This is a genomic window from Paraburkholderia nodosa DSM 21604 (assembly GCF_000519185.1).
GTDB classification, from domain to species: Bacteria; Pseudomonadota; Gammaproteobacteria; order Burkholderiales; family Burkholderiaceae; genus Paraburkholderia; species Paraburkholderia nodosa.
The window spans coordinates 111,944-137,558 of the sequence record NZ_JAFA01000012.1 but is presented as its reverse complement, the minus strand read 5'-3'; the positions used below and the strand labels follow the sequence as shown (position 1 = coordinate 137,558).

The 25,615-nt window shown below is 64.2% G+C and carries 20 protein-coding genes; 8 read left to right on the top strand and 12 right to left on the bottom strand.

Annotated elements, in window-relative coordinates; genetic code table 11:
* Positions 1-12 precede the first annotated feature (12 nt).
* Positions 13-876 carry an ABC transporter permease gene (locus A3CW_RS0119580; protein WP_028205082.1) on the top strand — a complete coding sequence of 288 codons (864 nt, stop codon included), beginning with the start codon at positions 13-15 and terminating at the stop codon, positions 874-876.
* Between the two features lie 113 nt (positions 877-989).
* On the opposite strand, the gene A3CW_RS0119575 is transcribed toward A3CW_RS0119580, so the two are convergent.
* Entirely contained in the window at positions 990-1,646 is a 657-nt protein-coding gene (locus tag A3CW_RS0119575; protein WP_028205081.1) for a peroxiredoxin, read from the bottom strand.
* A gap of 497 nt (positions 1,647-2,143) precedes the next feature.
* Here A3CW_RS0119575 and A3CW_RS0119570 point away from each other — a divergent pair, with 497 nt between their 5' ends.
* From A3CW_RS0119570 to A3CW_RS0119555, 4 genes are all read left to right on the top strand, one after another.
* The gene (locus A3CW_RS0119570) at positions 2,144-3,535 is read left to right on the top strand and encodes a short-chain fatty acid transporter (protein ID WP_028205080.1); all 1,392 of its coding nucleotides are present in this window, start codon (positions 2,144-2,146) and stop codon (positions 3,533-3,535) included.
* Positions 3,536-3,733: 198 nt separating this feature from the next.
* Positions 3,734-4,309 carry an ankyrin repeat domain-containing protein gene (locus A3CW_RS0119565; protein ID WP_028205079.1) on the top strand — a complete coding sequence of 192 codons (576 nt, stop codon included), beginning with the start codon at positions 3,734-3,736 and terminating at the stop codon, positions 4,307-4,309.
* 243 nt (positions 4,310-4,552) lie between these two features.
* Positions 4,553-4,918 carry a hypothetical protein gene (locus A3CW_RS0119560; RefSeq protein ID WP_028205078.1) on the top strand — a complete coding sequence of 122 codons (366 nt, stop codon included), beginning with the start codon at positions 4,553-4,555 and terminating at the stop codon, positions 4,916-4,918.
* Between the two features lie 154 nt (positions 4,919-5,072).
* Positions 5,073-5,297: a hypothetical protein gene (locus A3CW_RS0119555; RefSeq protein WP_028205077.1), complete on the top strand. Its 225-nt coding sequence runs from the start codon at positions 5,073-5,075 to the stop codon at positions 5,295-5,297.
* Positions 5,298-5,364: 67 nt separating this feature from the next.
* Here A3CW_RS0119555 and A3CW_RS0119550 read toward each other — a convergent pair whose 3' ends face one another.
* The 6 genes from A3CW_RS0119550 to A3CW_RS0119520 form a co-directional block, all read right to left on the bottom strand.
* Positions 5,365-6,816, bottom strand: coding sequence for an efflux transporter outer membrane subunit (locus tag A3CW_RS0119550; protein ID WP_051481581.1), 1,452 nt, complete (start codon positions 6,814-6,816; stop codon positions 5,365-5,367).
* Between the two features lie 3 nt (positions 6,817-6,819).
* Positions 6,820-9,984 carry an efflux RND transporter permease subunit gene (locus tag A3CW_RS0119545; protein ID WP_028205075.1) on the bottom strand — a complete coding sequence of 1,055 codons (3,165 nt, stop codon included), beginning with the start codon at positions 9,982-9,984 and terminating at the stop codon, positions 6,820-6,822.
* Positions 9,985-9,987: 3 nt separating this feature from the next.
* The gene (locus A3CW_RS0119540) at positions 9,988-11,619 is read right to left on the bottom strand and encodes an efflux RND transporter periplasmic adaptor subunit (protein WP_028205074.1); all 1,632 of its coding nucleotides are present in this window, start codon (positions 11,617-11,619) and stop codon (positions 9,988-9,990) included.
* 408 nt (positions 11,620-12,027) lie between these two features.
* Positions 12,028-12,387: a hypothetical protein gene (locus tag A3CW_RS51075; RefSeq protein WP_051481580.1), complete on the bottom strand. Its 360-nt coding sequence runs from the start codon at positions 12,385-12,387 to the stop codon at positions 12,028-12,030.
* A 136-nt stretch (positions 12,388-12,523) separates the two neighbouring features.
* On the bottom strand, positions 12,524-13,849 hold the full coding sequence (locus tag A3CW_RS0119525; RefSeq protein ID WP_028205072.1) for an MFS transporter: 1,326 nt from the start codon (positions 13,847-13,849) through the stop codon (positions 12,524-12,526).
* 63 nt (positions 13,850-13,912) lie between these two features.
* Positions 13,913-15,088: a M20 aminoacylase family protein gene (locus A3CW_RS0119520; protein ID WP_028205071.1), complete on the bottom strand. Its 1,176-nt coding sequence runs from the start codon at positions 15,086-15,088 to the stop codon at positions 13,913-13,915.
* 117 nt (positions 15,089-15,205) lie between these two features.
* On the opposite strand from A3CW_RS0119520, the gene A3CW_RS0119515 reads away from it, so the two are divergent.
* The gene (locus A3CW_RS0119515; protein ID WP_028205070.1) at positions 15,206-16,156 is read left to right on the top strand and encodes a LysR substrate-binding domain-containing protein; all 951 of its coding nucleotides are present in this window, start codon (positions 15,206-15,208) and stop codon (positions 16,154-16,156) included.
* A gap of 615 nt (positions 16,157-16,771) precedes the next feature.
* On the opposite strand, the gene bamA is transcribed toward A3CW_RS0119515, so the two are convergent.
* From bamA to A3CW_RS0119500, 3 genes are all read right to left on the bottom strand, one after another.
* The gene (bamA, locus tag A3CW_RS0119510; RefSeq protein ID WP_028205069.1) at positions 16,772-19,087 is read right to left on the bottom strand and encodes an outer membrane protein assembly factor BamA; all 2,316 of its coding nucleotides are present in this window, start codon (positions 19,085-19,087) and stop codon (positions 16,772-16,774) included.
* A 138-nt stretch (positions 19,088-19,225) separates the two neighbouring features.
* A complete protein-coding gene (locus tag A3CW_RS0119505; RefSeq protein ID WP_028205068.1) occupies positions 19,226-19,624 on the bottom strand; it encodes a hypothetical protein in 399 nt (132 codons plus the stop codon).
* 238 nt (positions 19,625-19,862) lie between these two features.
* Positions 19,863-20,606: a hypothetical protein gene (locus tag A3CW_RS0119500; protein ID WP_028205067.1), complete on the bottom strand. Its 744-nt coding sequence runs from the start codon at positions 20,604-20,606 to the stop codon at positions 19,863-19,865.
* A gap of 71 nt (positions 20,607-20,677) precedes the next feature.
* On the opposite strand from A3CW_RS0119500, the gene A3CW_RS0119495 reads away from it, so the two are divergent.
* Positions 20,678-21,733, top strand: coding sequence for a phytoene/squalene synthase family protein (locus tag A3CW_RS0119495; protein WP_028205066.1), 1,056 nt, complete (start codon positions 20,678-20,680; stop codon positions 21,731-21,733).
* 63 nt (positions 21,734-21,796) lie between these two features.
* Here the strand turns inward: A3CW_RS0119495 and mmsB are convergent, their stop codons facing one another.
* Positions 21,797-22,687 carry a 3-hydroxyisobutyrate dehydrogenase gene (mmsB, locus tag A3CW_RS0119490; protein ID WP_028205065.1) on the bottom strand — a complete coding sequence of 297 codons (891 nt, stop codon included), beginning with the start codon at positions 22,685-22,687 and terminating at the stop codon, positions 21,797-21,799.
* Positions 22,688-22,738: 51 nt separating this feature from the next.
* The gene (locus A3CW_RS0119485) at positions 22,739-24,265 is read right to left on the bottom strand and encodes a CoA-acylating methylmalonate-semialdehyde dehydrogenase (RefSeq protein ID WP_028205064.1); all 1,527 of its coding nucleotides are present in this window, start codon (positions 24,263-24,265) and stop codon (positions 22,739-22,741) included.
* Positions 24,266-24,610: 345 nt separating this feature from the next.
* Here A3CW_RS0119485 and A3CW_RS0119480 point away from each other — a divergent pair, with 345 nt between their 5' ends.
* A complete protein-coding gene (locus A3CW_RS0119480; protein WP_028205063.1) occupies positions 24,611-25,564 on the top strand; it encodes a LysR family transcriptional regulator in 954 nt (317 codons plus the stop codon).
* The last annotated feature ends 51 nt before the right edge of the window (positions 25,565-25,615 follow it).

Sequence of the window (25,615 nt, the reverse complement as noted above, 5' to 3'; positions counted from 1 at the left end):
GAGCCGTTCACTATGTCCACCCCGCAACAAACCCTGCCGCAAGGCCTCGATCCCGCCTCGCTCGACGCCGTCGAGCGCGCCGCGCAAAAGCGCATTCGTCAGCGCAATTTGCTCGTCATTTCGCTGCGTATTCTCGTGCTCGTCGTCGTGCTCGGCGGCTGGGAACTCGCCGCGCGCCTCAAATGGATCGATCCGTTCTTCTTCTCGATGCCCACAGCCATCTTCGACCAGATCATCGACTGGTTCGTGAACGGCACCTCGCAAGGGCCGCTGCTCACGCAGGTCTGGGTCACGCTGGAAGAAACGGGCCTCGGCTTCATCATCGGCTCGGTGGCCGGCGTGTTCTGCGGCATCGTGCTTGGCCGCAACAAGCTGCTCTCCGATGTATTCAGCCTCTACATCAAGATCGCCAACTCGATTCCGCGCGTGGTGCTCGGCTCGGTGTTCGTGATCGCGCTGGGGCTCGGCATGGCGTCGAAAGTGGCGCTCGCCGTGGTGATGGTGTTCTTCGTCGTGTTCGCCAATGCGTTCCAGGGCGTGCGCGAGGCCGACCGCTACATGATCGCCAATGCGCAGATTCTCGGCGCGTCGCGACGCCAGGTGACGACCTCGGTCGTGATTCCCTCAGCGCTTTCGTGGATTCTCGCGAGCCTGCACGTGAGCTTCGGCTTCGCGCTGGTCGGCGCCGTGGTGGGCGAATTCCTCGGCTCGAAGCAAGGTATCGGTTTGCTGATCTCGACGGCGCAGGGCGCGTTCAACGCGAGCGGCGTGTTCGCCGCGATGATCGTGCTCGCCGTGGTCGCGCTGGCCGCCGACTATGTGCTCACCGCGCTCGAGCATCGTTTGCTCAAGTGGCGGCCTACGCCTTCGAACTGATTCGACCGCTTTCCCCTGTCCGGGCTGCGTAGGGCGCGAGCTTACCTGGCCCGTGGTCCGCGGCGCACTGCCAAGTGCGCCGCGTTTTTTTTGGCGCGTCGTGACGCGCAGCGTTACTTAGGCTGTGCGACCGTACGCAGATACGGCTTGAGCGTCTTGAAGCCCTGCGGATACTTCTGCTTCGCCGCATCGTCGGAAACCGAAGTCGGGATGATGACGTCGTCGCCCGGCTTCCAGTTCACCGGTGTCGCCACCGAGTGTTTCGCCGTGAGCTGCAGCGAATCGAGCAGGCGCAGCACCTCGTCGAAATTGCGGCCCGAACTCATCGGGTAGACGAACATCGCCTTCACTTTCTTGTCCGGCCCGATGAGAAACACTGCGCGTATCGTGGCGTTGTCGACCGCCGTGCGCGGGCTGGCGCCGCTCGCGTTCGGGTGGATCATGTCGTAGAGCTTCGCGACGTGCAGATCCGGGTCGCCGATCATCGGATAATTGACGGCGCTCCCCTGCGTTTCCTCGATGTCCTTCGCCCACCTCGCATGGTCGTCCACCGGGTCGATGCTCAGACCGATGATCTTCGTGTTGCGCTTGTCGAACTCCGGCTTGAGCTTCGCCATATAGCCGAGTTCCGTCGTGCAAACGGGCGTGAAATCTTTCGGATGCGAAAACAGAATGGCCCATTGGTCGCCGATCCATTCGTGGAAATGAATCTTGCCTTCGGTGGTCTCCGCGGTGAAATCGGGTGCATCTTCTCCAAGACGAATCGTCATCTTCTGTCTCCTGAATGCAGTGATTTACAGCTCGTGAGGGGGTCTGCGTGCGCGCGAAAGCGGTTCCCGCTTCTGCATTTTAGGTAGTCCGCGTGACGCTTATGAAATTTCTTTCTGATTTCATTATTATTACAACTACCATACATTCAGCCCTCATTTAGCGTTAACAACCTGCATCGACACGCTATCGCAACCTTGACATCCACTCAGCATGAAGCGAATAATGCGTCGTTCGATAATCGAAACCGTGTTCGAATTGCGAACACAAGAACAACAAGAACGGGCTGGCCGTCTTGCCGTGCGAATTCGCGCGTGCAAGGCGTGATATGAACCCGCTGCGCCGGGGCGGCATCGCCTCTCGCTGATGGAGGAGCCGCACCTGCCTCCCCGCCCACCGTGCGCCTGGCTCGCCAGCCGCACGGTGCCGGGACCACCCGCAAGCAACGCCTCCTGTCCGCTCCGGCCAGCCAGTAGCCACACGCTATAGCGCAAAGAGCATGAAAAGAGACCTCCAGACTGAAACGCGCGATTCCCGCCAGGGTGTCGTCGCCGCCCTCGTGTATGTTTTCGAGCGGGTCATGCCCGACCCCTTCGTTCTGTCCATCTGCCTCACCTTCTTCGTCGCGGTGCTCGCGCTCATCATCGCGCCGCACGGCAATCTCCCCACGCTGCTCAGCTCCTGGTACGAAGGCACGTTCGGCATTCTCGGCTTCGCGCTGCAGATGATCCTGATCCTCGCCACGGGCTATGCCATTGCCGAAGCGCCCGTGATCCAGCGCGTGCTGCGCGCGCTCGCGGCCAAGGCGCAAACGCCGGCGCGCGCGGCGCTGCTGGTGTTTCCGGTGGTCGCCGTCGCCGCGTGGCTGAACTGGGGCCTGGGCCTGATCGTGGGCGCGCTGCTCTCGCGTGAGATCGCCAAGCGCGTGAACGTGGATTTCGCGTGGCTCGTGGCGGGCAGCTATTCGGCATGGTCGATCTGCAATAGCGGGCTCTCCAGCTCGATCGCCCTTTCGCAGGCCTCGCCCGGCAACGCGCTCAATCTCGTGGAAAAGGCGACCGGCCACGTGATTCCGCTCAGCCAGACCGTGTTCGCGCCGTTCGTCTTCATCCCCACCGTGCTCGTGGTGGTCGTGATGACGTTCATCTTCATCCGCATGCATCCGAAGCCGGAGCACGTGGCGCCGTTCAGCCAGGCGGCCGAAGCCGAAGCGAACGATGCCGGCGCCAGCGACGACCCGCACGCGCGCGTCGGCAACGGCACGCCTTCGTTCGCCTCGCGCCTCGAACAGTCGATGCTCGGCACGCTGCTCCTGATCGCACTCGGCGCGGGTTATCTCGCGATGGAATGGAGCGAAAAGGGTTTCGATCTCGACATCAACACGACGATCCTGATCTTCCTGCTGATCGGCCTCGCGCTGCAGCGCACGCCTATCGCCTACGCGAACGCCATTCGCCGCGCCGCGCGCCAGACCGGCTCCATGCTGCTTCAGTACCCCGTGTACGGCGGCATCATGGGCATGATGAAGGGCACGGGCCTCGCCTCGATGATCGCCAAGGCCTTCGTCACGATCGCCACGCCGCTTTCGCTGCCGCTCTGGAGCTATCTCAGCTCGCTCATCATCACGCTGCTCGTGCCGAGCGCGGGCGGCCACTGGGCCGTGCAAGGGCCGTTCGTGCTGCCCGCCGCGCTGAGCCTGCACGCCTCGGTGCCGCGCACCGCCATGGGCGTGGCGATGGCCGAGAACGTCTCGAACATGCTGCAGCCGTTCTGGGCTGTGCCGATCGTCGCGATCGCGGGCATCCGCATCCAGCGCGTGATGGGCTATACCGCCGTGACGTTCGCCGTGTCGCTCGTGATCTACGCCGTCGCGCTCTGGCTCGTGCCCTGAGCGTCAAGCGGTTCCGCCGCGAAGGAAGGCGCTGTGCCGGCCGCTGTTCAGCGGTTCGGGCAGCGCCTTTTTCATTAGGGCGCGCGCAAGCCGCGCTGGCCTCGCGCCTCGCGCCTCGCGAAGATCGGCGACAATGGGCAAGCCTCGACGGCGGCACACCGCCCCGAATCGAAATGCGATCCGAACCAGGAGACCGCCATGACCGCCAGCCCGCCGCCCTCCCCACCCTCATCGTCTTCGTCCGGCTCCGGCGAAGACGGCGGCGAGTTCGATCCGCGTTTCGTCGAGTTCGCGCGCCAGGTGTTCGACACCGCGCGCCGCGGCGCGGCGGCCACGCTCGCCACACTTATCGACCAGGGCCTGCCGCCGAACCTGCGCAACGAAAAAGGCGACAGCCTCGTGATGCTCGCGAGCTATCACGGCCACGCCGCCGCCGTGCGCGCGCTCGTGCAGCGCGGCGCCGACCCCAACCTGCGTAACGACAACGGCCAAACGCCGATCGCGGGCGCGGCGTTCAAGGGCTACGCCGACGTGGTCAGCGCCCTGCTGGAAAACGGCGCCGACGTGGAAGGCGCCTCTCCCGACGGCCGCACGGCGCTGATGATCGCCGCGATGTTCAACCGCTCCGATATCGTCGACCTGCTGCTGGCTCGCGGCGCGAACCCGGCGGCGCACGACGCCGCGGGCAATACCGCGCTCGACGTGGCGAACGCGATGGGCGCGGTGGACACGGCCGCCCAGCTCGCCGGGAAAGCAGGCGGCAAAAGCGCGTAGATCAAGGGGCGCGATGGGCAGGCACGCGAAACGCCGCAAACCGCATAGCTGTACGCGCCATCCTGGTGTCACTCCTGGTTTGCATACAACGCGCCGCCAGGCGACGCTATCTATGTAACACCCGTGCGTGCAGCGCCAGTGCGGGGCAGGCGATTTTCCACGAGCCGTGATATCGTTTTGTCATCGGATTCGAAGTCTGCACGCACCCGTCAATCGAACTCTGTTACTTTCGCGAGCGTCGCCATGAGTGATGTACGCCACCATCTGAGTCCGCGCGATCGCGTGGAGCTGCTCTGCTGGCTCACCTGCGGGAGCCTCGGGGCCTACTATCTCAACGAATCCTGGCCCAACGCGGCCTTTCACGTCCAGGCGGCGCACAAGTGGCTCGACCGGCACGCGCGCGAGGCCGACTGGCTCGCGATCGCGCGCCTCGCTGCCATGGCGCAGGACATCGCGCAGCAGCACGCGTGGTTCGTGGACGCGGTCTGGGCGCGCGACGCCGTCGAGGAAATTCTCGACACCGACGACCTGAACTACCAGGCCAAGCTCGTCCTGCAAGTGCTCAAGGACTGCGAACGCGCGCTCGCCGACCGCCGCCCCGCCGACTAGGCCCGAACCCGATAAGCGGGGTTCCCCACACAGGCCACGCGTTTCTCCATCAAATGATGGACGCGTGGTGGCTATCCTCAGAACATACTTCCGCTTGCAGCGCCGGCCCTCCTTTGCCTCTTTGCCGGCCGCTGACTCACGCGGGAGAACCCAGATGACTCGCCCCCTCGCCCTGACGTTCGCCGCCGCGCTGCTCGCGTTGGCATCGGCGAGCCCCGCTGCGCTCGCGCAAACCGGCGGCCATGCAACCGCCCTCAACGCCGCCCGGCCCATCCAGCTGCAAAAAGTCGCGAAGCCGGCGCCCAAAGCCCAGCCAATCGCGAAAGCCACCAGGCCCGCGCCGCAATCGCTGCGCTGGCTGATGTCGGAAACTCCATGAAACGAACCGGCGCGCCCGCGCCAGGTTCGCCTTTCGCCACCCCGCCTCGAAGCGCAGCCGTCGCGGCTTAAGACTGCGACGGCTTCGCGCTGTCTGCCGCCGGCGGCGGCGCTGCCGGCGTCCAGCCATAACCGAGCGCCTTGTACAGGCTCACGATCTGCGCGAGTTCCTGGTCCTGCAGCGACGACTGCTGCAACTGCGCATTGAAGAGACTGCGCTCGGCGTCGAGCACTTCCAGATAGCTCGTGTAGCCGCCTTCGTACAGATCGCGCGCGACTGACGTGTATTCCGTGAGCGCCGCCACCTGGCGCGTCGTCGAATCCAGCTGATCGCGCGTGCGCGCCACGCCCACGAGCGCATTCTCGACATCGGCGAACGCCTGCTGGATCGTCTGCTCGTAGGTGAAGAGCGCTTCCTGCTGCACGGCTTCGGCCTGATGCACGCCACCCGCGATCGCACCGCCCTCGAAAATCGGCTGCGTGACCGCGCCCGCGAACGACCATACGCGCGCGGGGCCGGTCCAGAGCCCCGAAAGCGCCGTACTCGCGGCGCCGAACAGTCCCGTGAGCGAAATCTGCGGGAAATACAGCGCGCGCGCCGCGCCGATCGACGCATTCGCCGAAATGAGCGTTTGTTCGGCCTGCAGAATATCGGGCCGGCGCTCGAGCAGCGTCGAAGGCAGACCGGCGGGAATGGCGGGCGCGGTGAGCTCGGTGATCGACTTGCCGCGCGGAATCGGCCCCGGGTTCTGGCCCAGGAGCAGCGAAATGGCGTCTTCCTGCGTCGCGATCTGCTGCTGGATCGAGTACACGGAGGTCTGCGCCGATTGGTACTCCGACTGCGCCTGGCTCACCTGCAGCCTCGAAACGACACCGCCCGAATAGCGCTCATTGAAGAGATCGAGCGCGCCCTTGCGGCTTTCGAGCGTGTCCTGCGCGATGACGAGTTGATTGTCGAAGTCGCGCAGTTGCAGATACGACGTGGCCACGTTCGCGATGATGGCGATGCGCGTGGCCTGCTGGGCAGACTGCGTGCTCAGATAATCGGCGCGCGCGGCTTCAGTGAGCCTGCGCAAGTGGCCGAACAAATCGAGTTCCCAGGACACCGCGCCGTTCAGCTCCACCTGGTTGCCGACCACGGGCGGGAAGCCTGGCGCCGGAACGCCACGGCTGCGCGACGCACCGAAGTTCGCCGAAACCTGCGGGAACAGGCCCGCGCGCGTCACGACGTAGCGCCCGTAGAACTCCTCGACGCGCGCCGCCGCAATCAGCAGATCCTTGTTCTGCGTAAGCGCCCTCGCGACGAGGTCGTTGAGCACCGGGTCGTTGAACTGCGTCCACCAGTCGAGCGAGGTGTCGACGGCTTCCGCCTGCGGCGCGGCGTAGCGAAACGTCGACGGCGTCTCGACCGCCGGACGGTGATAGTCGGGCCCGACCGCGCAGGCGCCAAGCCAAACCGTCGCGACGACCAGCGCGAGCGGACGCAGCGCGCGATTCGTCAGATTCGAACGTGTCTTCATCGCTCAGCCCTCCTGCGAAGGCGGCGCCACAGGGGGCGTGCCGGCATGCGGCGTGGCGGCCGCCTTCTTGCGCGACGAGAGCGTTTCCAGTCCCCAGAAGAACATCGGAATGAAGAACAGCGCGATCACCGTGGCGCCGAGCATGCCCGCGATGACGCCGGTGCCGAGCGAGCGCCGGCTCGCGGCCGATGCGCCGCTGGCGATGGCGAGCGGCACGCAGCCCAGGATGAACGCGAGCGAGGTCATGATGATCGGCCGCAGACGCAGCTTGGCGGCGTGCAGCGCGGCCTCGTACGGCGACATGTTCTCCTTCTCGCGCATTTCAACGGCGAACTCGAAGATCAGAATGGCGTTCTTCGCCGCGAGCGCGATCAGCACGGTCAAGCCGATCTGGAAGTACACGTCGTTTTCCATGCCGCGCAACAGGATGCCCACCAGCGCCCCGAAAATCGCGAACGGCACGGCCAGCAGCACGCCAACCGGCAGCGACCACTTCTCGTACTGCGCCGCCAGAATGAGGAACACCATCAGCAGTGCGAAGCCGAACACGAGCGCCGCCGTCGAACCGGCCTTCTTCTCTTCGTACGCCTGGCCGCTCCATTCGTAGCTGTAGCCGTCGCCCAGCACTTCGTTGGCGATCTGCTCCATCGCCGCGATCGCCTCGCCCGAGCTGTGGCCCGGCGCCGCGTCGCCGGTGATCTTCGCCGCCGGGAAGTTGTTGAAGCGGTTGACGATGTCAGGTCCAGGCACGAAACGCGAAGTCGTCACGGCCTTGATCGGCACCATGTCGTTGTTGCGGTTGCGCACATAGAGCTGCTGGATATCGTCCGGGCTCAAGCGGTATTGCGGCTCGGCCTGGATGATCACCTGGAAGAGACGGCTGCCCTTCGGGAACTGGCTCACGTACAAGGAACCGAACATCGTCTGGAGTGCAGAATAGATGTCCTGAACCGGAACGCCGAGCGTTTCCGCCCGCTCGCGATCCACTTCCACGAGCAACTGGCGCGAATTCGTGTTGATGGTCGAATTCACGCCACGCAGCGCCGGGTTCTGGCGCGCCTTTGCAATCACCTGGCGCACCTTTTCCTCGAGCTGCTGATAGCTGCCGTCGCCGGTGCTCTGCAGCCAGAACTCGAATCCGCCCGTTGTGCCGAGGCCTGGAATCGACGGTGGATTGAGCGGCACGACCACGCCGTCCTTGAACGTGGAGAACGCTTTGGTGGCATCGCGGATCAAGTCCTGCGCGGAACCGTTTTCGCCGCGATCCTTGAAGCCCTTGAGCGTCACGAACAGCGTGCCCGCGTTCGACTTGTACTGCGAGTCGATCAGGCTGTAGCCGATCGGCGCCGCCACCGAACTCACGGCAGGCTGTTTCGCGAACCAGTCCTCCGCCTTCTTCGAAAGGTCGCCGGTGCGGTCCAGACTCGCCGCGTCGGGCATCACGACCGCGCCGAACAGATAGCCCTGATCCTCCACGGGCAGGAACGACGATGGAATATGTCTGAACAGGCCGACGGTTGCGATCAGCATCACGACGATCAGGCCGATGGAGAGGAGCACGCGGCGTATCGCGGTCTGCACCCAGCTGCCATACCCCTCGGTCAGGCGATCGAACTTCTCGTTGAACCAGCGGAAAAAGCGGTTCTTCTTGTGCTCGCCCGGTTTGAGCAGGATGGCTGCGAGCGCGGGCGAAAGCGTGAGCGCGACGATACCCGAAAGCACCACTGAGACCGCGATCGTCACCGCGAACTGCTTGTAGAGCTGTCCCGTGATGCCTGAGAGAAACGCCACCGGAATGAACACCGCGAGCAGCACCAGCACGATCGCCACCACCGGCCCGCTCACTTCGTCCATCGCGCGTTTGGCCGCTTCCTTTGGTGGCAGCTTGAATTCGGTCATGTTGCGCTCGACGTTTTCGATCACCACGATCGCGTCGTCCACCACGATACCGATGGCTAGCACCATGCCGAACAACGTGAGCATGTTGATCGAGAAGCCAAACGCCTCCATGCCGATGAACGCGCCGATGATCGACACGGGCACTGCGAGCAGCGGCACGAGCGTCGCCCGGAAACTTTGCAGGAAGATGTACACCACGATGATCACGAGAATCACCGCATCACGCAGCGTATGGACCACCTCGTTGATCGACTCGTGCACGAACTCGGTCGTATCGAGCGCGACTTCATACTTGAGGCCAGGCGGAAAGCTCTTGTTCAACTGCTCGAGTGTCTGGCGCACCTGCTTGGCCACTTGCAGCGCATTCGCGCCGGGCTGCTGATAGACGGCGAGCAGTGTGGCCGTCTTGCCGTTGTAGCGGCCGCGCAGCGAATAGTCCTTGGCGCCCAGATCCGCGTGGCCGATGTCCTTGAGGCGCACGATCGCCGCATCGCCCGACGCCGCGCGCAGGATGATGTTGTCGAAATCGGCGGGCTCGGTGAGGCGGCCTTTCGTCGTCACCGGGAAGGTCTGGTTCACGGGCTTGCTGGTCGGCGCCTGGCCGAGCCGGCCCGCGGAGAACTGCTGGTTCTGTTGCGCAATCGCATTCTGCACGTCGGCCACGGTAATGCCGAGCTTCGCCATGCGGTCGGGCTTGAGCCACACGCGCATCGCATAGTCAGCAGAACCGAAGATCGACGCCTGGTTCGCGCCCGGAATGCGCTTGAGCGCGTCGAGCACGTAGACGTTCGCGTAGTTCGCCACATAGGACGCATCGTAGGCGTTATCGGGCGAATAGATCGCGATCACCATCATGAACGCCGACGAGCGCTTCTGCACCGACACGCCCTGGGCCGTCACCGAATCGGGCAGGAAAGGCAGCGCGAGGTTCACGCGGTTCTGCACGTCCACCTGGGCGAGCGACGGATCGGTGCCGATATTGAAGTACACCGTGAGCGTCATGTTGCCCGTCGAGGAACTCGACGAGTTCATGTACATCATGTTGTCCGCGCCGTTCACCTGCTGTTCGATCGGCGCGGCCACGTTCTGCGCGACGATATCGGCGCTCGCGCCCGGATACGTGGCGCTCACCGTGATGGTAGGCGGCGCGATGTCCGGAAACTGCGCGATCGGCAGGTTGAACATCGACACCAGACCCGCGACGACGAGCACGATCGAGAGGACCGACGCGAAAATTGGCCGGTCAATAAAAAAGTGGGAGAACTTCATCGTTCAGCCTCCCGCGGCGGGCGAGAACGTGACGTCCACGCGGCGGGATTTGTCCGGCGGATCGTTGGCGACGATCTGCGCCGGTTTGCGCATCTCGATGCGCTCCGTTTTCACGCCGGCCACGACCAGCGCCGCGCGCACCGTGCCTGCGCGGGCAGCCGCGAGACGCTGGTTCGCGGCTTGCGAGCCGCTCGCATCGGTGTAGCCGGAAATCACCACGCGCATGCCCGGTTCCGCGACGAGACGGCGCGCCACGCCCGCGAGCGCGTCGGCCGACTGGGCGTCGAGGCTCGAACTGCCCGACGCGAAGTAAAGCGCGGTGTGTTCGCCCAGCACGTCGGCGGCGCCGGATGCAGCGCCCGGTTGAGCGGCGCTCGTGCCCGCGCTGGCCTGAGCTTTGGCGTTGGCGTTGGCAGCCGCCGGGCCGGAAGCCCCGGCCGCACCCGCCTGCGCCCCGCCGCCTGCACCGGCGTCGGGCCCGCCAATATTGACGGTCGCGGGCGGCGTGGCCACGAGATTCGCCTTGACCGGCACACCGGGCATGAGCCGCAGCGTATTGTCGATCACGACATGATCGCCCGGATGCAAACCCGACTTGATCACCCAGTCGTTGCCATTCCATTCGCCCGTTTCCACCACGCGCTGCTGCGCCTTGCCGTCCTTGTCGACAGTCCACACATACGCGCCGCGCGGCCCCTGCTGCACCGCCGACTGCGGCACGGCCACCGCAGAACTACGCAGCGCGCCCAGCAGCTTGATGCGCACGAACTGACCCGGCCGCAGCGACCCCGTGGGGTTCGGCATGGCCGCGCGAATCAGGTAGGTGCCGGTTTCCGAGCTGAGCGAGGCGTCGGTAAACGCGATGTGGCCGCGCTCCGGATAGATGCTGCCGTCCGCGAGCACGATCACTGCTTCGAGCTTGCCGACGGGCGGCAGCTTGAGCGTGCCGTTCTGCGTTTGCGTGCGCAGATCGAGCATCTCGTTCTCGGAGAGCGAGAAGTTGATCCACATGGGATCGAGCTTCGCCACGTAGGTGAGCAGGCTGTTGGTCGCATCGATATACGAACCGTCCTGCTTCTTCGCGAAACTCGAAAGACCGGTCACGGGCGCAACGATCGTCGTATAGCCGAGATTGAGCGTCGCGCTAATGACATTCGCGCGTGCGCCTTCGACCGCGGCGGCGGCCGCCTGCTCCTGGCCGACCGAGTCGTCGAGATCCTTCTGGCTCAACGCGTTCTTCGCGGCGAGCGGACGTACGCGGTTGAGGTTGGCCTGCGCGGTGACGAGCCGTGCCTTCTGCTGCGCAAGCTCGGCCTGCGCAGCATCGAGCGCGGCCTCGAAGGGTTTGCGGTCCATGACGAACATCACGTCGCCCGCATGGACCAGCGAGCCTTCGGTATAGACGCGCTTTTCGAGGAAGCCGTTCACGCGCGCGCGAATTTCGACCTGCTGTGAGCTTTCTGTCTGCCCTACGTATTCGAAGACCACCGGTACGTCGCGCAGCGCAACATTGATCACGTCGACGTTTGCGGCAGGTCGTGTTTCAGCAGCAGGTTTGTTGTCATGACATGCAACGACGCTTACCAGCAATCCCAGCGACAGGCACAAGCTGGCCACCCGAAATTCGTGAGTCATGCTGTTCTCCGTTGTTATCGACGATCTGCGCTGGACCGACGAACCCCAAATCAGGCGCGCGCGGGCGATCGAGTCGAATCAAATCGCCAAACTGACTTTGGTGCTCGAGCGAATACTACTGTTTTTCGGGAGAACGCAGAATCAGGACGGCCAAAAAGTCGCACGCGATGACAAGACCGGCACTCACGGAGCAATAGTGACCGAATTCGTTTCGAAATCCGAAATGAAGGTACTTGAACCGTTCGCTAACGTTCGCATGAATATGCACAACGCTTGCGTAGGGACAAAGGGAGAGCACGGGAAGCGGAGATTGCGGACGCACGGAACGTGCGTCGCGTGATGTGCCGGCGGGAGAACATTCAGGCGTAGCACAACCGTCGCAGCGGCGGTTGCGCCACGCGTTGCGAATCAGGCGGCGCGATCGAGCCCGCGCACCGCGCCGAATTCCGCACACGAAAGCGTGCGCATCAGCAGCGCCATGGCCTCGACCACGCGGCGGCGATCGAGTTCAACGTGCAGGCAAGCGAGATCGCTGCGGCGATCGATATCGATTGTATGCACGCCGAGCGCGCTGCCAACCAGACCATGCAGCGTGCATCGCGCGAGTTGCGCTTCGCTCGTGGGCACGCGCACGACCAGCTGCACTGTTGTGCGATGGGTTGCCGGGTGAAGGGGCTTGCGCGAGTCGCGCAGCGAGAGAACGGGCCGCGGCGTGGCGGCGGAGCGGGCACCGCGGGAAATCGGGCCCTGCGAGACGATAGACGGCATACGTGTTGTGCGCACGCCGCCGTTTGGGGCGGCGCGCTTGAGTTGAACACGAACCGATTCTAGGCAGCGCCGCGTAAACGTCTGGTAAATAAACACGACACGGCCGCTAAAAGTGCGTAGCGGCCGAAGGGAAGCCTTAATCGAGCGGACGGCCCGCCGGCTCGCGAATGAGCGGCAGTGCGAGCAGCGAGACGGCCCCGCAGCCGATCAGATACCACGCGGGCGCGAGCGGATTGTCGAGCAGCTTGATGAGCCAGGTCGCGAAGAACTGCGCGAAGCCGCCGAAGATCGACACGCCCACGCAATAGACCACGGACATGCCCGTCACGCGAATCGACTGAGGAAAGAGTTCGGGCAGCATCACGATATTGGGGACCGCCGTGAACGCGACGATCGCGCCCAGTACGGCCACGACCGCTAGCACGGTGGCGACGGTCGGCATGGCGTGAATGACCATGAAGGCCGGATAGATCACGGCGATCAGCAGCACGCGCGAGACACCCATCACCCACTTGCGGCCCAGGCGGTCGGAAAGCGAGCCGGCGAACGGCGAGCAGATCGCCGTGACGAGCGCCGCGACGAGGGCCGCGCTCATGCCGACCGACATCGGCAAGCCGAGAATCTTGATCGCATAGGTCGACATGTAGAACAGCACGATATAGTTCGCCGCCGTGCCGCCGATAGTCGTGACGATGCCGGCCACGAGCGCCGTGCGATGACGCCCGAAAATCTCACGCAACGGCCGCGCCATGTCGGCCACGGGTTCGGCGTCTTCGACTTCGACGGGGTTCACGAGCGTTTCGTCGAGATGGCGGCGGATGTACACGCCTACCGGCACGACCAGCATGCCGATCACGAACGGCACGCGCCAGCCCCAGCTTTCGAGCGCGGCCTGCGAGAGCATGGTGGAAAGCGCCACGCCAATGAGCGCGCCGCACACCGTGTTCAGGCCCTGGCTCACGAACTGCCAGCTGCCGTAAAAGCCGCGCGAGCGGTCGTCGGCGTATTCGAGCAGGAGCGATGTCGAGGCGCCCACTTCGCCGCCTACCGCGAAGCCTTGCACTAGACGCGCGAGCAGGATCAGCGCAGGCGCCGCGAGGCCGATCTGCGCATAGGTGGGCGCGAAGGCGATCAGCGCCGAGCCGAGCGCCATGAGCCAGAGCGTGAGCGTCATGGCGGCCTTGCGACCCACGCGGTCCGCAAATGCACCGATCACGATGCCGCCGAACGGACGCACGACGAAGCCCACGCCGAAGCTGCCGACGGCGAGCATCAACTGGTTCAGCGAGCCATGCACCGGGAAGTACAGCGAGCCGATGATCGAGGCAAAGAAGCTGTAGACCGTGAAGTCGAAGAACTCGAGCCCGTTGCCAAGCGTGATCGCGAAGATGGCCTTCGCGCGCGAGCGGCGCGTGGAAGCCTGGGCGGCAGCGGCCGGCGCCTGAATCGACGTGGCGTTCATCGGGTGTCTCCTCGTGTGTCTCGTGTCTCTTATCGTGGTGCGATTGCCCGCTGGCTGCGGGCTTCAGCCGCGCAGGAAGCGTTCGGCGAGCTGCACCCAGTATGCCGCGCCGGTGGCGAGGCAGTCGTCGTTGAAGTCGTAGCCGGGGTTGTGCACCATGCAGCCGCCCTCCCCGTCGCCGTTGCCGATGATGAGGTAGCTGCCCGCGCAGCGCTCGAGCAGGAACGAGAAGTCCTCGCTGCCGGTGAGCGGCGCCATGTCGTGAATGAGCCCATCTTCGCCGAGCCAGTCGCGCGCCACGTCCTGCGCGAAGTCCGTCATCGCCACGTCGTTCACGAGCACCGGGTAGCGGCGCTGATAGTCGATGCGCGCCGTCGCGCCATACGCGCTCGCCTGCGCGTGTACGAGCGCCGTGATGCGCTCCTGCAGCAAGTCGCGCACTTCGGGGCGCAGCGCGCGCACCGAGAGGCGCATTTGCGCGGTTTGCGGAATCACGTTGGGGGCGTCGCCCGAATGGATCGCGCCCACGGTGACGATCGCCATGTCGAGCGGCGGCACGTTGCGCGACACGATGGTCTGCAGCGCGAGCACGACGTTGGCGCACACCACCACCGGATCGATCGCCTTATGCGGCACCGCGCCATGGCCGCCGCGCCCGTCGATGTCGATGATCACCGTGTCCGACGAGGCCATGAACGGCCCCGCGCGAAAGCCGAGCTTGCCCGTGGGGAAGCCCGGCATGTTGTGCATGGCGAACACGGCGTCGCAGGGAAAGCGCTCGAAAAGGCCTTCGTCGAGCATGCGCTTCGCGCCGCCCAGGCCTTCTTCTGCGGGCTGGAAAATGAGGTGCAGCGTGCCGCTGAAGTTGCGCGACTGCGCGAGATGCTTCGCCGCCGCGAGCAGCATGGCCGTATGGCCGTCGTGGCCGCACGCGTGCATCTTGCCGGGAATGCGGCTCGCGTAGTCGAGGCCGGTGTTTTCGTGGATGGGGAGCGCGTCCATGTCGGCGCGCAGGCCGAGGCGTTGCCTGCCATCGCCCACCTTGAGCGTGCCTACGACACCCGTGCCGCCCAGCCCGCGGTGCACCTCGTAGCCCCACTCGGTGAGCCGCTGCGCGACGAGGTCGCTCGTGACGAATTCCTCGAAGCCCAGTTCGGGATGCGCGTGGATCTCGTGGCGCAGCGCGATCATCTCTTCTTCGATCGCGGCGATTGCCGCCGGGATAGCCATCGTGTTCATACGAATTCTCTCCGGAGGGGACGACGAATTCGCTTGAGAATAATGACGTCTGTCTGGCGCCGACAGCCCTAAAATAGTTGGCCCGCCAACCAGAAGTGCGCACTCGGGTTATCCCTTATGAAGTTCCACCAGTTCCGCGCGCTCGTCGCCATGGCCGATACCGGCAGCATTCGCGCGGCCGCGCGTGCGCTCGGCATCTCGCCAGCTGCAGCAACAAAGGCGGTGCGCGAGCTCGAAGCCGAGCAGCAAATCGCACTCGTCACGCGCAACGCGAACGGCATTGCGTTCACGGAGGCGGGCCAGGCGCTGCTCGTTCATGCGCGGCTGGTCGTGCACCAGATGTCGCGCGCCCAGGACGAACTCGATGCGCGGCGGGGGCGAGGTGGCGGCAAGCTCGCGATCGGCGTGACGCCGTGGCTCGCCCTCTCCTTTCTGCCGGACGCCGTCACGCTGTTTCGGGAGCGCATGCCCGGCATGCAGCTGGAGTTCTACGAAGGCCTGCTCAATATCGTGATGCCGCGGCTGCGCGACGGCTCGCTCGACTTCTCGCTAGGCAAGCCCGGGCCCGCTTCGCTGCATGCAGAATTCACGCAGACGCCGATCTTCGCCACAGAGTCGGCCGTGGTGGTGCGCAAGGACCATCCGCTCTCGCATGCGCAATCGCTGAAAGAACTTCAGGATTGCGAATGGTTGCTCAACTGGGACCCTGCAAGCAAGGAGATGATCGCCGACGACGTCTTCCTGCGTCACGGCCTGCCGATGCCGAACAATGTGCACCTGGCACACTCGTTCGTGGTGGCGATGGGGCTTATCATGAACACGGATATGGTGAGTATCTTTCCGTGGCCGCTGGTGGAAACGCGGTTTGCGCGCGACAATTTGCGTGCGCTCGCGCTTCAGGAGGAGGTGGATCGCACGGTGGTGAGCGTGGTCGCCCGGCGCGGTGTGCCGCTTTCCGCTGCGGCTGAATGCTTTCTGGAATGCCTCAAGGAGGCGATTCATGCTGGTGAGGCTTCTGCTAATCCTGAGCGCAGGCGGCTTTATCACTCGCTTGAGTTGCTGATTTGATTGGTTGCTTTTTCTTGTTGTTGTTCTGGCTGTTTTGGCCTTTCCTTGTATTCGTGTTGGTATGTTAGCGTTGCCCCTGTGCGGGGCGGCACCTACTTTTCTTTGCCAGCGGCAAAGAAAAGTAGGCAAAAGAAAGCCGCTTAAACCGCTAGCGCCTGCCACGGTTCACATCTCGCCGTAGATAGTGAATGGCTCCGGAGCGTCTGTCGCCACTCGCCCTCAAACGGAGTGACAAGGCGCTCATCCTTCCGGCGGCGCTCCGCGCGCCGAAGGGCATAACCAAAAACCATTGGTGCGCGTGCATTCTCGCGAAGCCTGGCAACGCCCCTTGGTTTCCCATGCAGACCCGACCACAGCGCGCGTAGCGAGCAGCGGGATGAATGACTGCCTTGTCACTAACCTTGAAGGTGCGAGGTGACAGACGCTCCGGAGCCATTCACCATTAATGGTGCGAGGTGAACCGTGGCAGGCGCTAGCGGTTTAAGCGGCTTTCTTTTGCCTACTTTTCTTTGCCGCGGCAAAGAAAAGTAGGTGCCGCCCCGCACAGGGGCAACGCCTGCATACCGACGCGAATAAAAGAAAAGGCCAAACCCACAAAAGAACCGCAAAAAAAGCTCAAAACGAAGTCCCAATCTGAAACTGAAACTTCTGATACTGATCACCCGCGTGCTTGACGATCGGGAAGCCCAGATCAAGCTTGAGCGGCCCGATCGGCGAGATCCATTCAAGCCCCGCGCCATAGCTGTACCGCAAGCCATTCGCCCCAGTGCTGCTGCCTTCCGTGCCCCACACATTACCGCCATCCACGAACGTGAAAACACGCAGCGTGCGGTCATAACCCGTGCCGGGCAGCGGGAACGTCAACTCGATATTACCCACTACCATCTTCGATCCGCCGATAGGATCGTTCGTCGTAGTATCGCGCGGCCCGAGCGAGCCCGACTCATAGCCCCGCACCGACCCAATACCGCCCGCATAGTAGTTCTTGAAGATCGGATACGGCTTGCCACCCAACCCGTTGCCGTAGCCGCCCTGGAAGTTCAGCCCCAGCACGAAGCCGCGCGCGAATGAGTAGTAATACTGCATTTGCGCATCGCCCTTGTAGTACTGCGTGCCAGCCGGCGTGCCGTATTCGGCGTTGGCCTGCGCATAGTAGCCGCGGCTCGGCACCAGCGCGCTGTCGCGGTTGTCGCGCGACCAGCCCACGGTGAGCGGCACCGTGTTCGAGACGCGCCCGAACTCGTTCACATAGTCGATATAGGTCTGCGGCGTGCTGGAATCGACGTCGAGGCGGTCCTGCTCGATGCCGAGGCCGAAATACACCATGTCGGTCTCGGAGAACGGAATGCCGAACTTCATGTCCGCGCCATACGAAATGATGCGAAAGCTCGTGTCGTTCGTGCTCGAGTAGTAAAGCGGCTCGGTCGTGCGGTAGTAGACGTCGGTAATGCGCTTGATGCCGTCCACCGTGAAATACGGATCAACCTGCGTGACTGAGAGCGTACGGTACGTCGTGGCCGTATTCACGTTCAGCGAGAGGCTATTGCCGGAGCCGAACACGTTGTCCTGCGAAATACCCGCCGAGATGATCGGCCCTTCGCCCGAACCGTAGCCAAGGCCCAGCGAAAGCGTGCCGGTGGGCTTCTCGGTCACTTTCACGTTCACGTCCACCTCGTCCGGCGTGCCTTCCACCGGCACCGTGGTCACGTCCACGTCGGTAAAGTAGCCAAGGCGGTTGATGCGGTCCTTCGAAAGCGCGAGACGGTTCGAATCGAACCACGAGCTTTCGAGCTGGCGCATTTCGCGGCGCACGACTTCGTCGCGCGTGCGTGTATTGCCAGTGACGTTCACGCGGCGCACGTACACGCGTCGGCTCGGATCGACCTGTAGCGTGAGCGCAACCGTGTGGTCCTTCTGGTCGATTTCCGGCAGCGCGTTCACGGTCGCGAATGCGTAGCCGTATTCGCCGAGCTTGTCCACGATCGCCTTGGTCGTGTCCTTGAGCTTTTGCGCCGAAAAACGCTGCCCCGGCTTGATGCCCACGAGTTTTTTCAACTCCGCCTCGCGGTCAAGCAGATTACCGGCCATCTTCACGCTCGAGATCGTGTAGGGCTCGCCCTCGTGAATCCCGATCGTCAGATACATGTCCTTCTTGTCGGGCGACAGCGAAACCTGCGTCGAATCGATATTGAACTCCAGATAGCCGCGGTCGAGATAGTACGAGCGCACGTTGTCGAGGTCGCCAGTGAGCTTTTCCTTCGAGTACAGGTCGTTCTTCGTGTACCACGAGAACCAGTTCGGCGTGGAGAGCTGCATTTCATCGAGCAGCGTGCCGCCGCTGAACGTGTTGTTGCCGATGAAATTGATCTGGCGGATCTTCGCGCTCGGCCCTTCCACCACGGAGAACAGCAGCCCGACACGATTGCGGTCGATCGGCGTGACCGTGGTCGTGACTTCTGCCGCGTAGTAGCCGCGCGTGAGGTACTGTCGCTTGAGTTCCTGCTCCGCCTTGTCGACGAGCGCCTTGTCGTAGCTCTGGCCCGGCGAGAGACCGACCGACTTGAGCGCCTTCGCCAAGTTGTCCTTATCGAATTCCTTGATACCCGCGAAGTCGATCGTGCCGATTGCGGGCCGCTCCTGCACCTGCACGACCACCGTGCGGCCCTGTGTGGAAATGCGCACGTCGCTGAACAGGCTCGTCGCGTAGAGCGCGCGAATGGCGTCGGAGGCCTTGTCGTCGGTGAAGGTCTCGCCCTGCTTGATCGGCAGATAGGCGAACACGGTGCCGGGCTCGATGCGCGTCAGCCCGTCGATGCGGATATCCTGGACCACGAAGGGCTCGGTGGCGTGCGCCGCAGCGGTCACGCCGATGCCGAAGCCGGCGAGAGTCAGTGCGCGTGCATAGCGCGCCGTGGTAGTTGATGCCGTCATGCGGGAGGTCGAATGTGAAGCCAACGAAAGAGCCTTGAAAGTGCCGAATGCGCCATTACCGGCGCGAGACGCGCGGGGCCGGCATCCACGGATGCGGGGTGTACAACGGATGCGCCAGGCGAGGCCGGCGCGCCACGCCTATTGCATGCTCGCGCGGCCAGGCAGGCGCATCTTGGCGAGCCCCGTTGCGAGCGAGAGCACCTCGGTCATGTGCACGGCTTGCGCAGGCTGCAGACGGAACGACAATTCGGCGCCGCCGGGCAGACGAAAACTCACCACGAGATGCTGCACGTCGCCCGACTCGCGGCCGACCTCCCAGGCCTCGCAGGGCATGGTGAACTTCACGCTCGCGGTCTTGTGGCGGATGCGCTCGGAGCGGCCAATCGCGTTGGAAAGCGCGGCGAGCAGTTCATGCATCACCGAGCAATGCAGCGCGACGCTGTCCGGCTGATTGCCGTTCACCATCAGGTACTGGCCGTCCGCAGTCAGCTCGAAATCGCGCAGGGAATGAATGGCAAGAGCCGGGGACGAGGGCATGAGCGGCGCTCCGTGACAAAAGCATCGGCGGAGTCTAGTGCGCTGGGCGCGATGTGCGCGTTACCCCTGCATTACAGGGATTACTTTCATCAATATTGCGCAAGGGCCGGGTCCGGTCGTTTCGCACGCACCCATTTGCGCGCCGGGCCAATGCCCTGCATGCATGCAGCGGCTTTCAATCTCCTCTCGCCTGCACGCTGTCACGGTTGCCTTGAAAAATTTTTGGTAACCGTATCGGTTACGTTCGCTTTCTATCGGCAAACACCTCGACGCTCGCCTGTACCGCTAGCGCCTGTAAGGGAAAGCAAGACAAAAGTTCCGCGAAGGCACTTGCACGTTCGATGCGCGCGAGCAGCATCGCGGCCGCCTCGTTGCGCACGCAGCCGTTACGGTCGAGAAATTGGCCCCAAAGCGAGAGCGCACGCAGGCGGGCGACGGGCTGCGCACTCGCAATATAGGCCGCTGGAAAGATCCGCCGGTAAGCGGGCACGTTGTAGAGCCAGGAAGTGCCGTGGACGAGCACGTCGCTCGACGCACGACCGCTTTCGCGCAGTTGCCCGCGCAGCTGGTCGATTAACGTCCGCAACTCGCCTTGCCGCTCGGCGAGTTGCCGGGCATCGAGCGGCGACATGCCGTTGTCGGTTTGGGCATTGAAATGCAGACGAACCCCGCCATGCGGTTCCTGCGCGCAAGAGAAGCAGCCAACCGTCAGGGCGACCTCAGGCGCCGCCAGATGGGTCGGGCAACGCTGCAAGTAACGCCACGTCCACTCGCACTGCTCCGCAACGCTTGCGTGCTCATCAAGACCCTCTATATAGGCGGCCCAGAGCGGATGCGTGTGATCGAAGGTGCGCCCCGCGCCGAACCGCACATAGAGGTTCGTGCAGTCGAGCAACGCCGCCGCGAGCGGCGTGTCCGCCAGGCGCGCCGCCGTGCGCGCGAAACCCACCTGGAGGTCGTAAAACGCGCGTTCGGGTCTCAACGGGCCTCGTCTCCCTCGTCCACGATACAATGCGGCTGCGTCCGATCCGTCCCCCGCTGCCCCTATCCGACATGCAGAATTCTACCCGGGCCTTCCTGTTGGGCCCGTTGCTCAAAGGCGTTTCCCGTTCGTTCTACCTCACGATGCGCGTGCTGCCCGCCGGCATGCGCGACCCCGTGGGCGAAGCCTATCTGCTCGCGCGCGCCGCCGACACCATTGCCGACACCGCGCTGATCCCGCCCGAGCGGCGCCTCGCCCTGCTGCTCGCGCTGCGCGAGCGCGTGAACGGCGCGATGAACCATGACACCCTGCTCGCCGATCTCGCGGGCGAGGTTGCGGGCCAGCAGACGCAATCGGACGAGAAGCTGCTGCTCGAATCGCTGGGCGGCGCGCTCGACGTGCTCGCGCAACTCGACGAGGCCGACCGCCAGGCCGTGCGCGAGATCGTCACGACGCTCACCGAAGGCATGGAGTTCGATCTCCGCACGTTCCCCGACGAGCGTTCGGGCCAGGTGGCCGCGCTCAACACATGGGACGAACTCGACCGCTACACCTATCTCGTGGCGGGCTGCGTTGGCGAGTTCTGGACGAAGATGACCTACATGCACTTGCCCGGCACGCTCGCGCCCTCGCTGGAACAAACCATGTACGTGCGCGGCATCCGCTTCGGCAAGGCCTTGCAGATGGTGAACGTGCTGCGGGACTGCGGTAAGGATCTGCGCATTGGCCGCTGCTATCTGCCCGCTTCGATGCTGGCCCAGGCGGGGCTCACCGCGCAGGACCTGCTGCAGCCCGGCGCCTCGGCGCGCGCACGGCCGATCATGCTCGAACTCGTGCGCATCGCGCTCGATCATTTCCGCGCGGCCATCGACTATACGTTCGCGCTGCCGCGCCTTTCGGTGCGTCTCCGTCTCGCCTGCCTCTGGCCCATTCTCATCGGCCTCGAAACGCTCGAACGCCTCGTCGAGAACGACGACTGGCTCGATCCCGCGAAAACCTCGAAGGTCACGCGCAACGATGTCTATCGCATTCTTGCCTGCTCCACCGCACTCGCGCCTTCGAATGCGCTGCTCGGCGTCTGGTTCAAGCGGCTCTTCGCGCGCGTCGAGGCCCGCATCAAGGCCTAAAAAAATACGGTCGAAAAAAAGCGCGCTTCGCAGCGCGCCTTTTGCGACTCGAAACTACGTGCCTCAACCTTTCCCGGCGCGATACAGCTTGATGATCGCCGAGAAGTCGAGCTTGCCGTCGCCATGGCTGCTCATGGCCTGATAAAGCTGCTGCGCAAGCGCCCCCATGTACGCGGGCTGATGCGCGCCTTTGGCAGCGTCGGTGGCGAGACCCAGGTCCTTGAGCATGAGGTCCGTGCCGAAGCCGCCCGTGTAGCCGCGTGAAGACGGCGCTGCCTCGATCACGCCCGGATACGGGTTGTAGGTATCCGAACTCCAGCAGCGGCCCGTGGACGTGTTCATGATGCCGCCCAGCACTTTCGGGTCGATGCCGAGCGCCTCGCCCAGCGCCATCGCTTCGGCCACTCCGGCCATCGTGATGCCCAGTACGAGGTTGTTGCAGATCTTCGCCACCTGCCCCGTGCCCGTCTCGCCGCAATGGACGATGTTCTTGCCCATGCCCGAGAGCACCGGCTTCACGCTCTCGTAGTGCGCGGCGCTACCGCCCACCATGAAGGTGAGCGTCCCCGCCGCCGCGCCGCCCGTGCCGCCCGACACCGGCGCATCGACGAACGCGTTCCCCTGCGCCTCGGCCAGCTTCGCGAACTCCTTGACGCTCGCGGGATCGATCGTGCTCGAATCGATGATCGTCACGCCCTTCGCGATGCCCGCCAGCACGCCGTCTTCCGCTGTGAGCACGCTGCGCACGTGCGCCGCGGCGGGCAGCATCGTGATGACACACTCCGCGCCGCTTGCCGCCGCCTTCGCCGATGCGGCCTTCTGCGCGCCGGCCTCGGCGAGCGTTTGCAACGCGCTCGCGCTCAAGTCGAACACCGCCACCGTATGTCCCGCCTTGAGCAGGTTGAGCGCCATCGGCGCGCCCATGTGGCCCAGCCCGACAAATCCGATTTTCATGAGCCTGTCTCCGTTATTGTTCAGTACTCCATGTTGATGCCGGGCGGCGCATCAGCGCAGGCTGATCGTCGTGTTCACGCCGTCGCTCACGGTCGCATCGTCGAACCAGCGCGCGGTGACCGTCTTGGTCTGCGTGTAGAACTGCACGACCTGCTTGCCGTACGGGCCCAGGTCGCCGAGCTTCGAACCGCGCGAACCCGTGAAGCTGAAATACGGCACCGGCACCGGAATCGGAATGTTGATGCCGACCTGGCCAATGTCGATCTCGCTCTGGAACTTGCGCGCCGCCGCGCCGCTCTGCGTGAAGAGGCCCACGCCGTTGCCGAACGGATTCGCATTGACGATGGCGATCGCTTCATCGAGCGTCTTCGCCGTCAGCACCACGAGCACCGGCCCGAAGATCTCGTTCGTGTAGATGTCCATGTCGGTCTTCACGTTCGTGAACACCGTGGGGCCGACGAAGTTGCCGTTCTCATAGCCCGGCACCTTCACGTCGCGGCCATCCAGCGCGAGCGTTGCGCCCTGCTTCACGCCCGCCTCGATCAGGCCGAGAATGCGCGTTTTCGCGGTGCGCGAAACGACCGGGCCAACGTCGGTCCTGGCCTCATGGCCCGCATTGACCTTGAGCGTCTTCGCCTTTTCCACCAGCTCGTCCACCCATTGCTGCGCGGCGCCCACGAACACGGCCACGGAAGTCGCCATGCATCGCTGGCCCGCTGCGCCGAACGCCGCGCCGACCAGCGCATTGAGCGCCTGCTCGCGATTCGCATCGGGCAACACGACAGCGTGATTCTTCGCGCCCATCATCGACTGCACGCGCTTGCCGTGCTCGCTGCCCAGACGATAAACGTGCGTACCCACGGCCGTCGAGCCGACGAACGAAATCGCCTTCACGAGTTCGTGCGTGCAGATCGCATCGACGACTTCCTTGCCGCCGTGCACGACGTTGAGCACGCCTTTCGGGATGCCCGCCTCGATGGCGAGTTCGACGAGTTGCATGGTCGAGAGCGGATCCTGCTCCGAAGGCTTGAGCACGAACGTATTGCCGCAAACGATCGCCATCGGGAACATCCACAGCGGAATCATCGCGGGGAAGTTGAAGGGCGTAATGCCGGCGCACACGCCCAGCGGCTGCTGCAGCGTATAGGTGTCCACGCCGCCCGCCACGTTCTCCGCGAAACCGCCTTGCTGGAGCGTGCCGATCGAGCAGGCGTGCTCGACCACTTCGAGGCCGCGGAAAATGTCGCCCTCGGCGTCGGGCAGCGTCTTGCCCTGCTCGGCGGTGAGCGTCTGCGCGATGCGGGGCATATGCTCGCGAATCAACGCCTGTAGTTTGAGCATGATGCGCAAACGCGCGCCGAGCGGCGTGTTCTTCCACGTGGCGAACGCGGCATGCGCGGCCTTCACGGCCTGGTCCACTTCCTCGACGGTCGCGAACGGCACGCGCGCGAGCACTTCCTGCGTGGCCGGATTGACGATGTCGCGCCATTCCTTCGTTTTCGATTCGACGAACTCGCCGTCGATGAGCAGCTTGACGGTCGAAACTTGCGCGTTGGATGCCTGGGTCACTGCGTTCATCGTGAACTCTCCCTGATGGATTCGAACGGGCCGGCCGTGGCCGGATATAGCGAAAGGTGCGGAACCAGCGAAATCCTCAATCGCAGCACGCGCGCAAGCACGCTGTGCGAACGCGTACAGTCATGGCGAGTGTGCCGGGAATGGAGCTGGGCGAGGTAAAGGAGAGGCCCGCTGAACACGGGCGCGCCGGCGTGCATACCTGCGGCGCCCGCGCGGGGAACGACTGCATTGGCATCGTCTGTCTCCATCCTTGTTGTCGTGCGACCGTGGCTGTTTCAGTCGCGTTCTTCAACGAGTATAGTTATTCGAATATCCACGGCATAGAGATGAAAAAGCCCATCCGATATGCAAAAAAACACAACGAGCAGCATGGAGACACTGAACTGGGACGATCTGCGCTACTTCCTGGAAGTCGCGCGCACGCAGCGTGCGAGCGGCGCCGCGAAGCGCCTGGGCGTCGACCACACCACGGTTGCGCGCCGCGTGCGCGAGCTGGAGGCAGCGCTAGGCACCGTCCTGTTCGACAAATCGCGCTCGGGCGGCTTCGTGCTGACGACCGAAGGCCAGCGCCTGCTGGCCTACGCGGATGCCGTGGAAACCACGGTGCAATCGGCCAGCGAGCAGTTCGCGATCGGCGCGCAGTCGCTCTCGGGCCATGTGCGCGTGGGTTCGACGGAGGGTTTCGGCTGCTTCTTTCTTGCACCGCAGTTGGCGCGCTTCACGGGCCAGCATCCCGACATGTCGATCGACCTCTTGCCGGTGCCGCATTTCGTGAGCCTTTCAAAGCGCGAGGCCGACCTCGCGATCATGCTGGAGCGCCCCGAGCGCGGACAGTATGTCTACACGAAGCTATGCGACTACCGGTTGCGCCTGTACGGCACGCCGGCCTATCTCGAGCGCCACCCACGCATTCGCACGCCCGCCGACCTGCGCAATCACGCCTTCATCAGCTATGTCGCCGATCTGGCGTTCAGCCACGAGCTGCTCTACCTCGAACGCACGGCGCCGAACGTGACCGCGAACCTGTGCAGCACCAGCGTGATCGCGCAATACCATGCTGCGCTGCAAGGCAGCGCGCTCGCCATCCTGCCTTGCTTCATGGCCGAGCCCGACCCGCGCCTCGTGCCGATCCTGCCCGACGAAGTCGTGGTGACGCGGCGCTTCTGGCTGTGCAGCCGCGAGGACCTGCGCAAGCTGCGGCGCATCACGTCGCTCTGGGATTATCTGCGCGCGGCCGCCGACGCCAATCGCCCGCTGCTGATGGGCGAATCGCCGGAAATGCATTACGTCGAGCCGTGAGCGCAACGCGCTTTACCGCATGGCGCTTCACAGTTTCGCCAGGCCATAAAA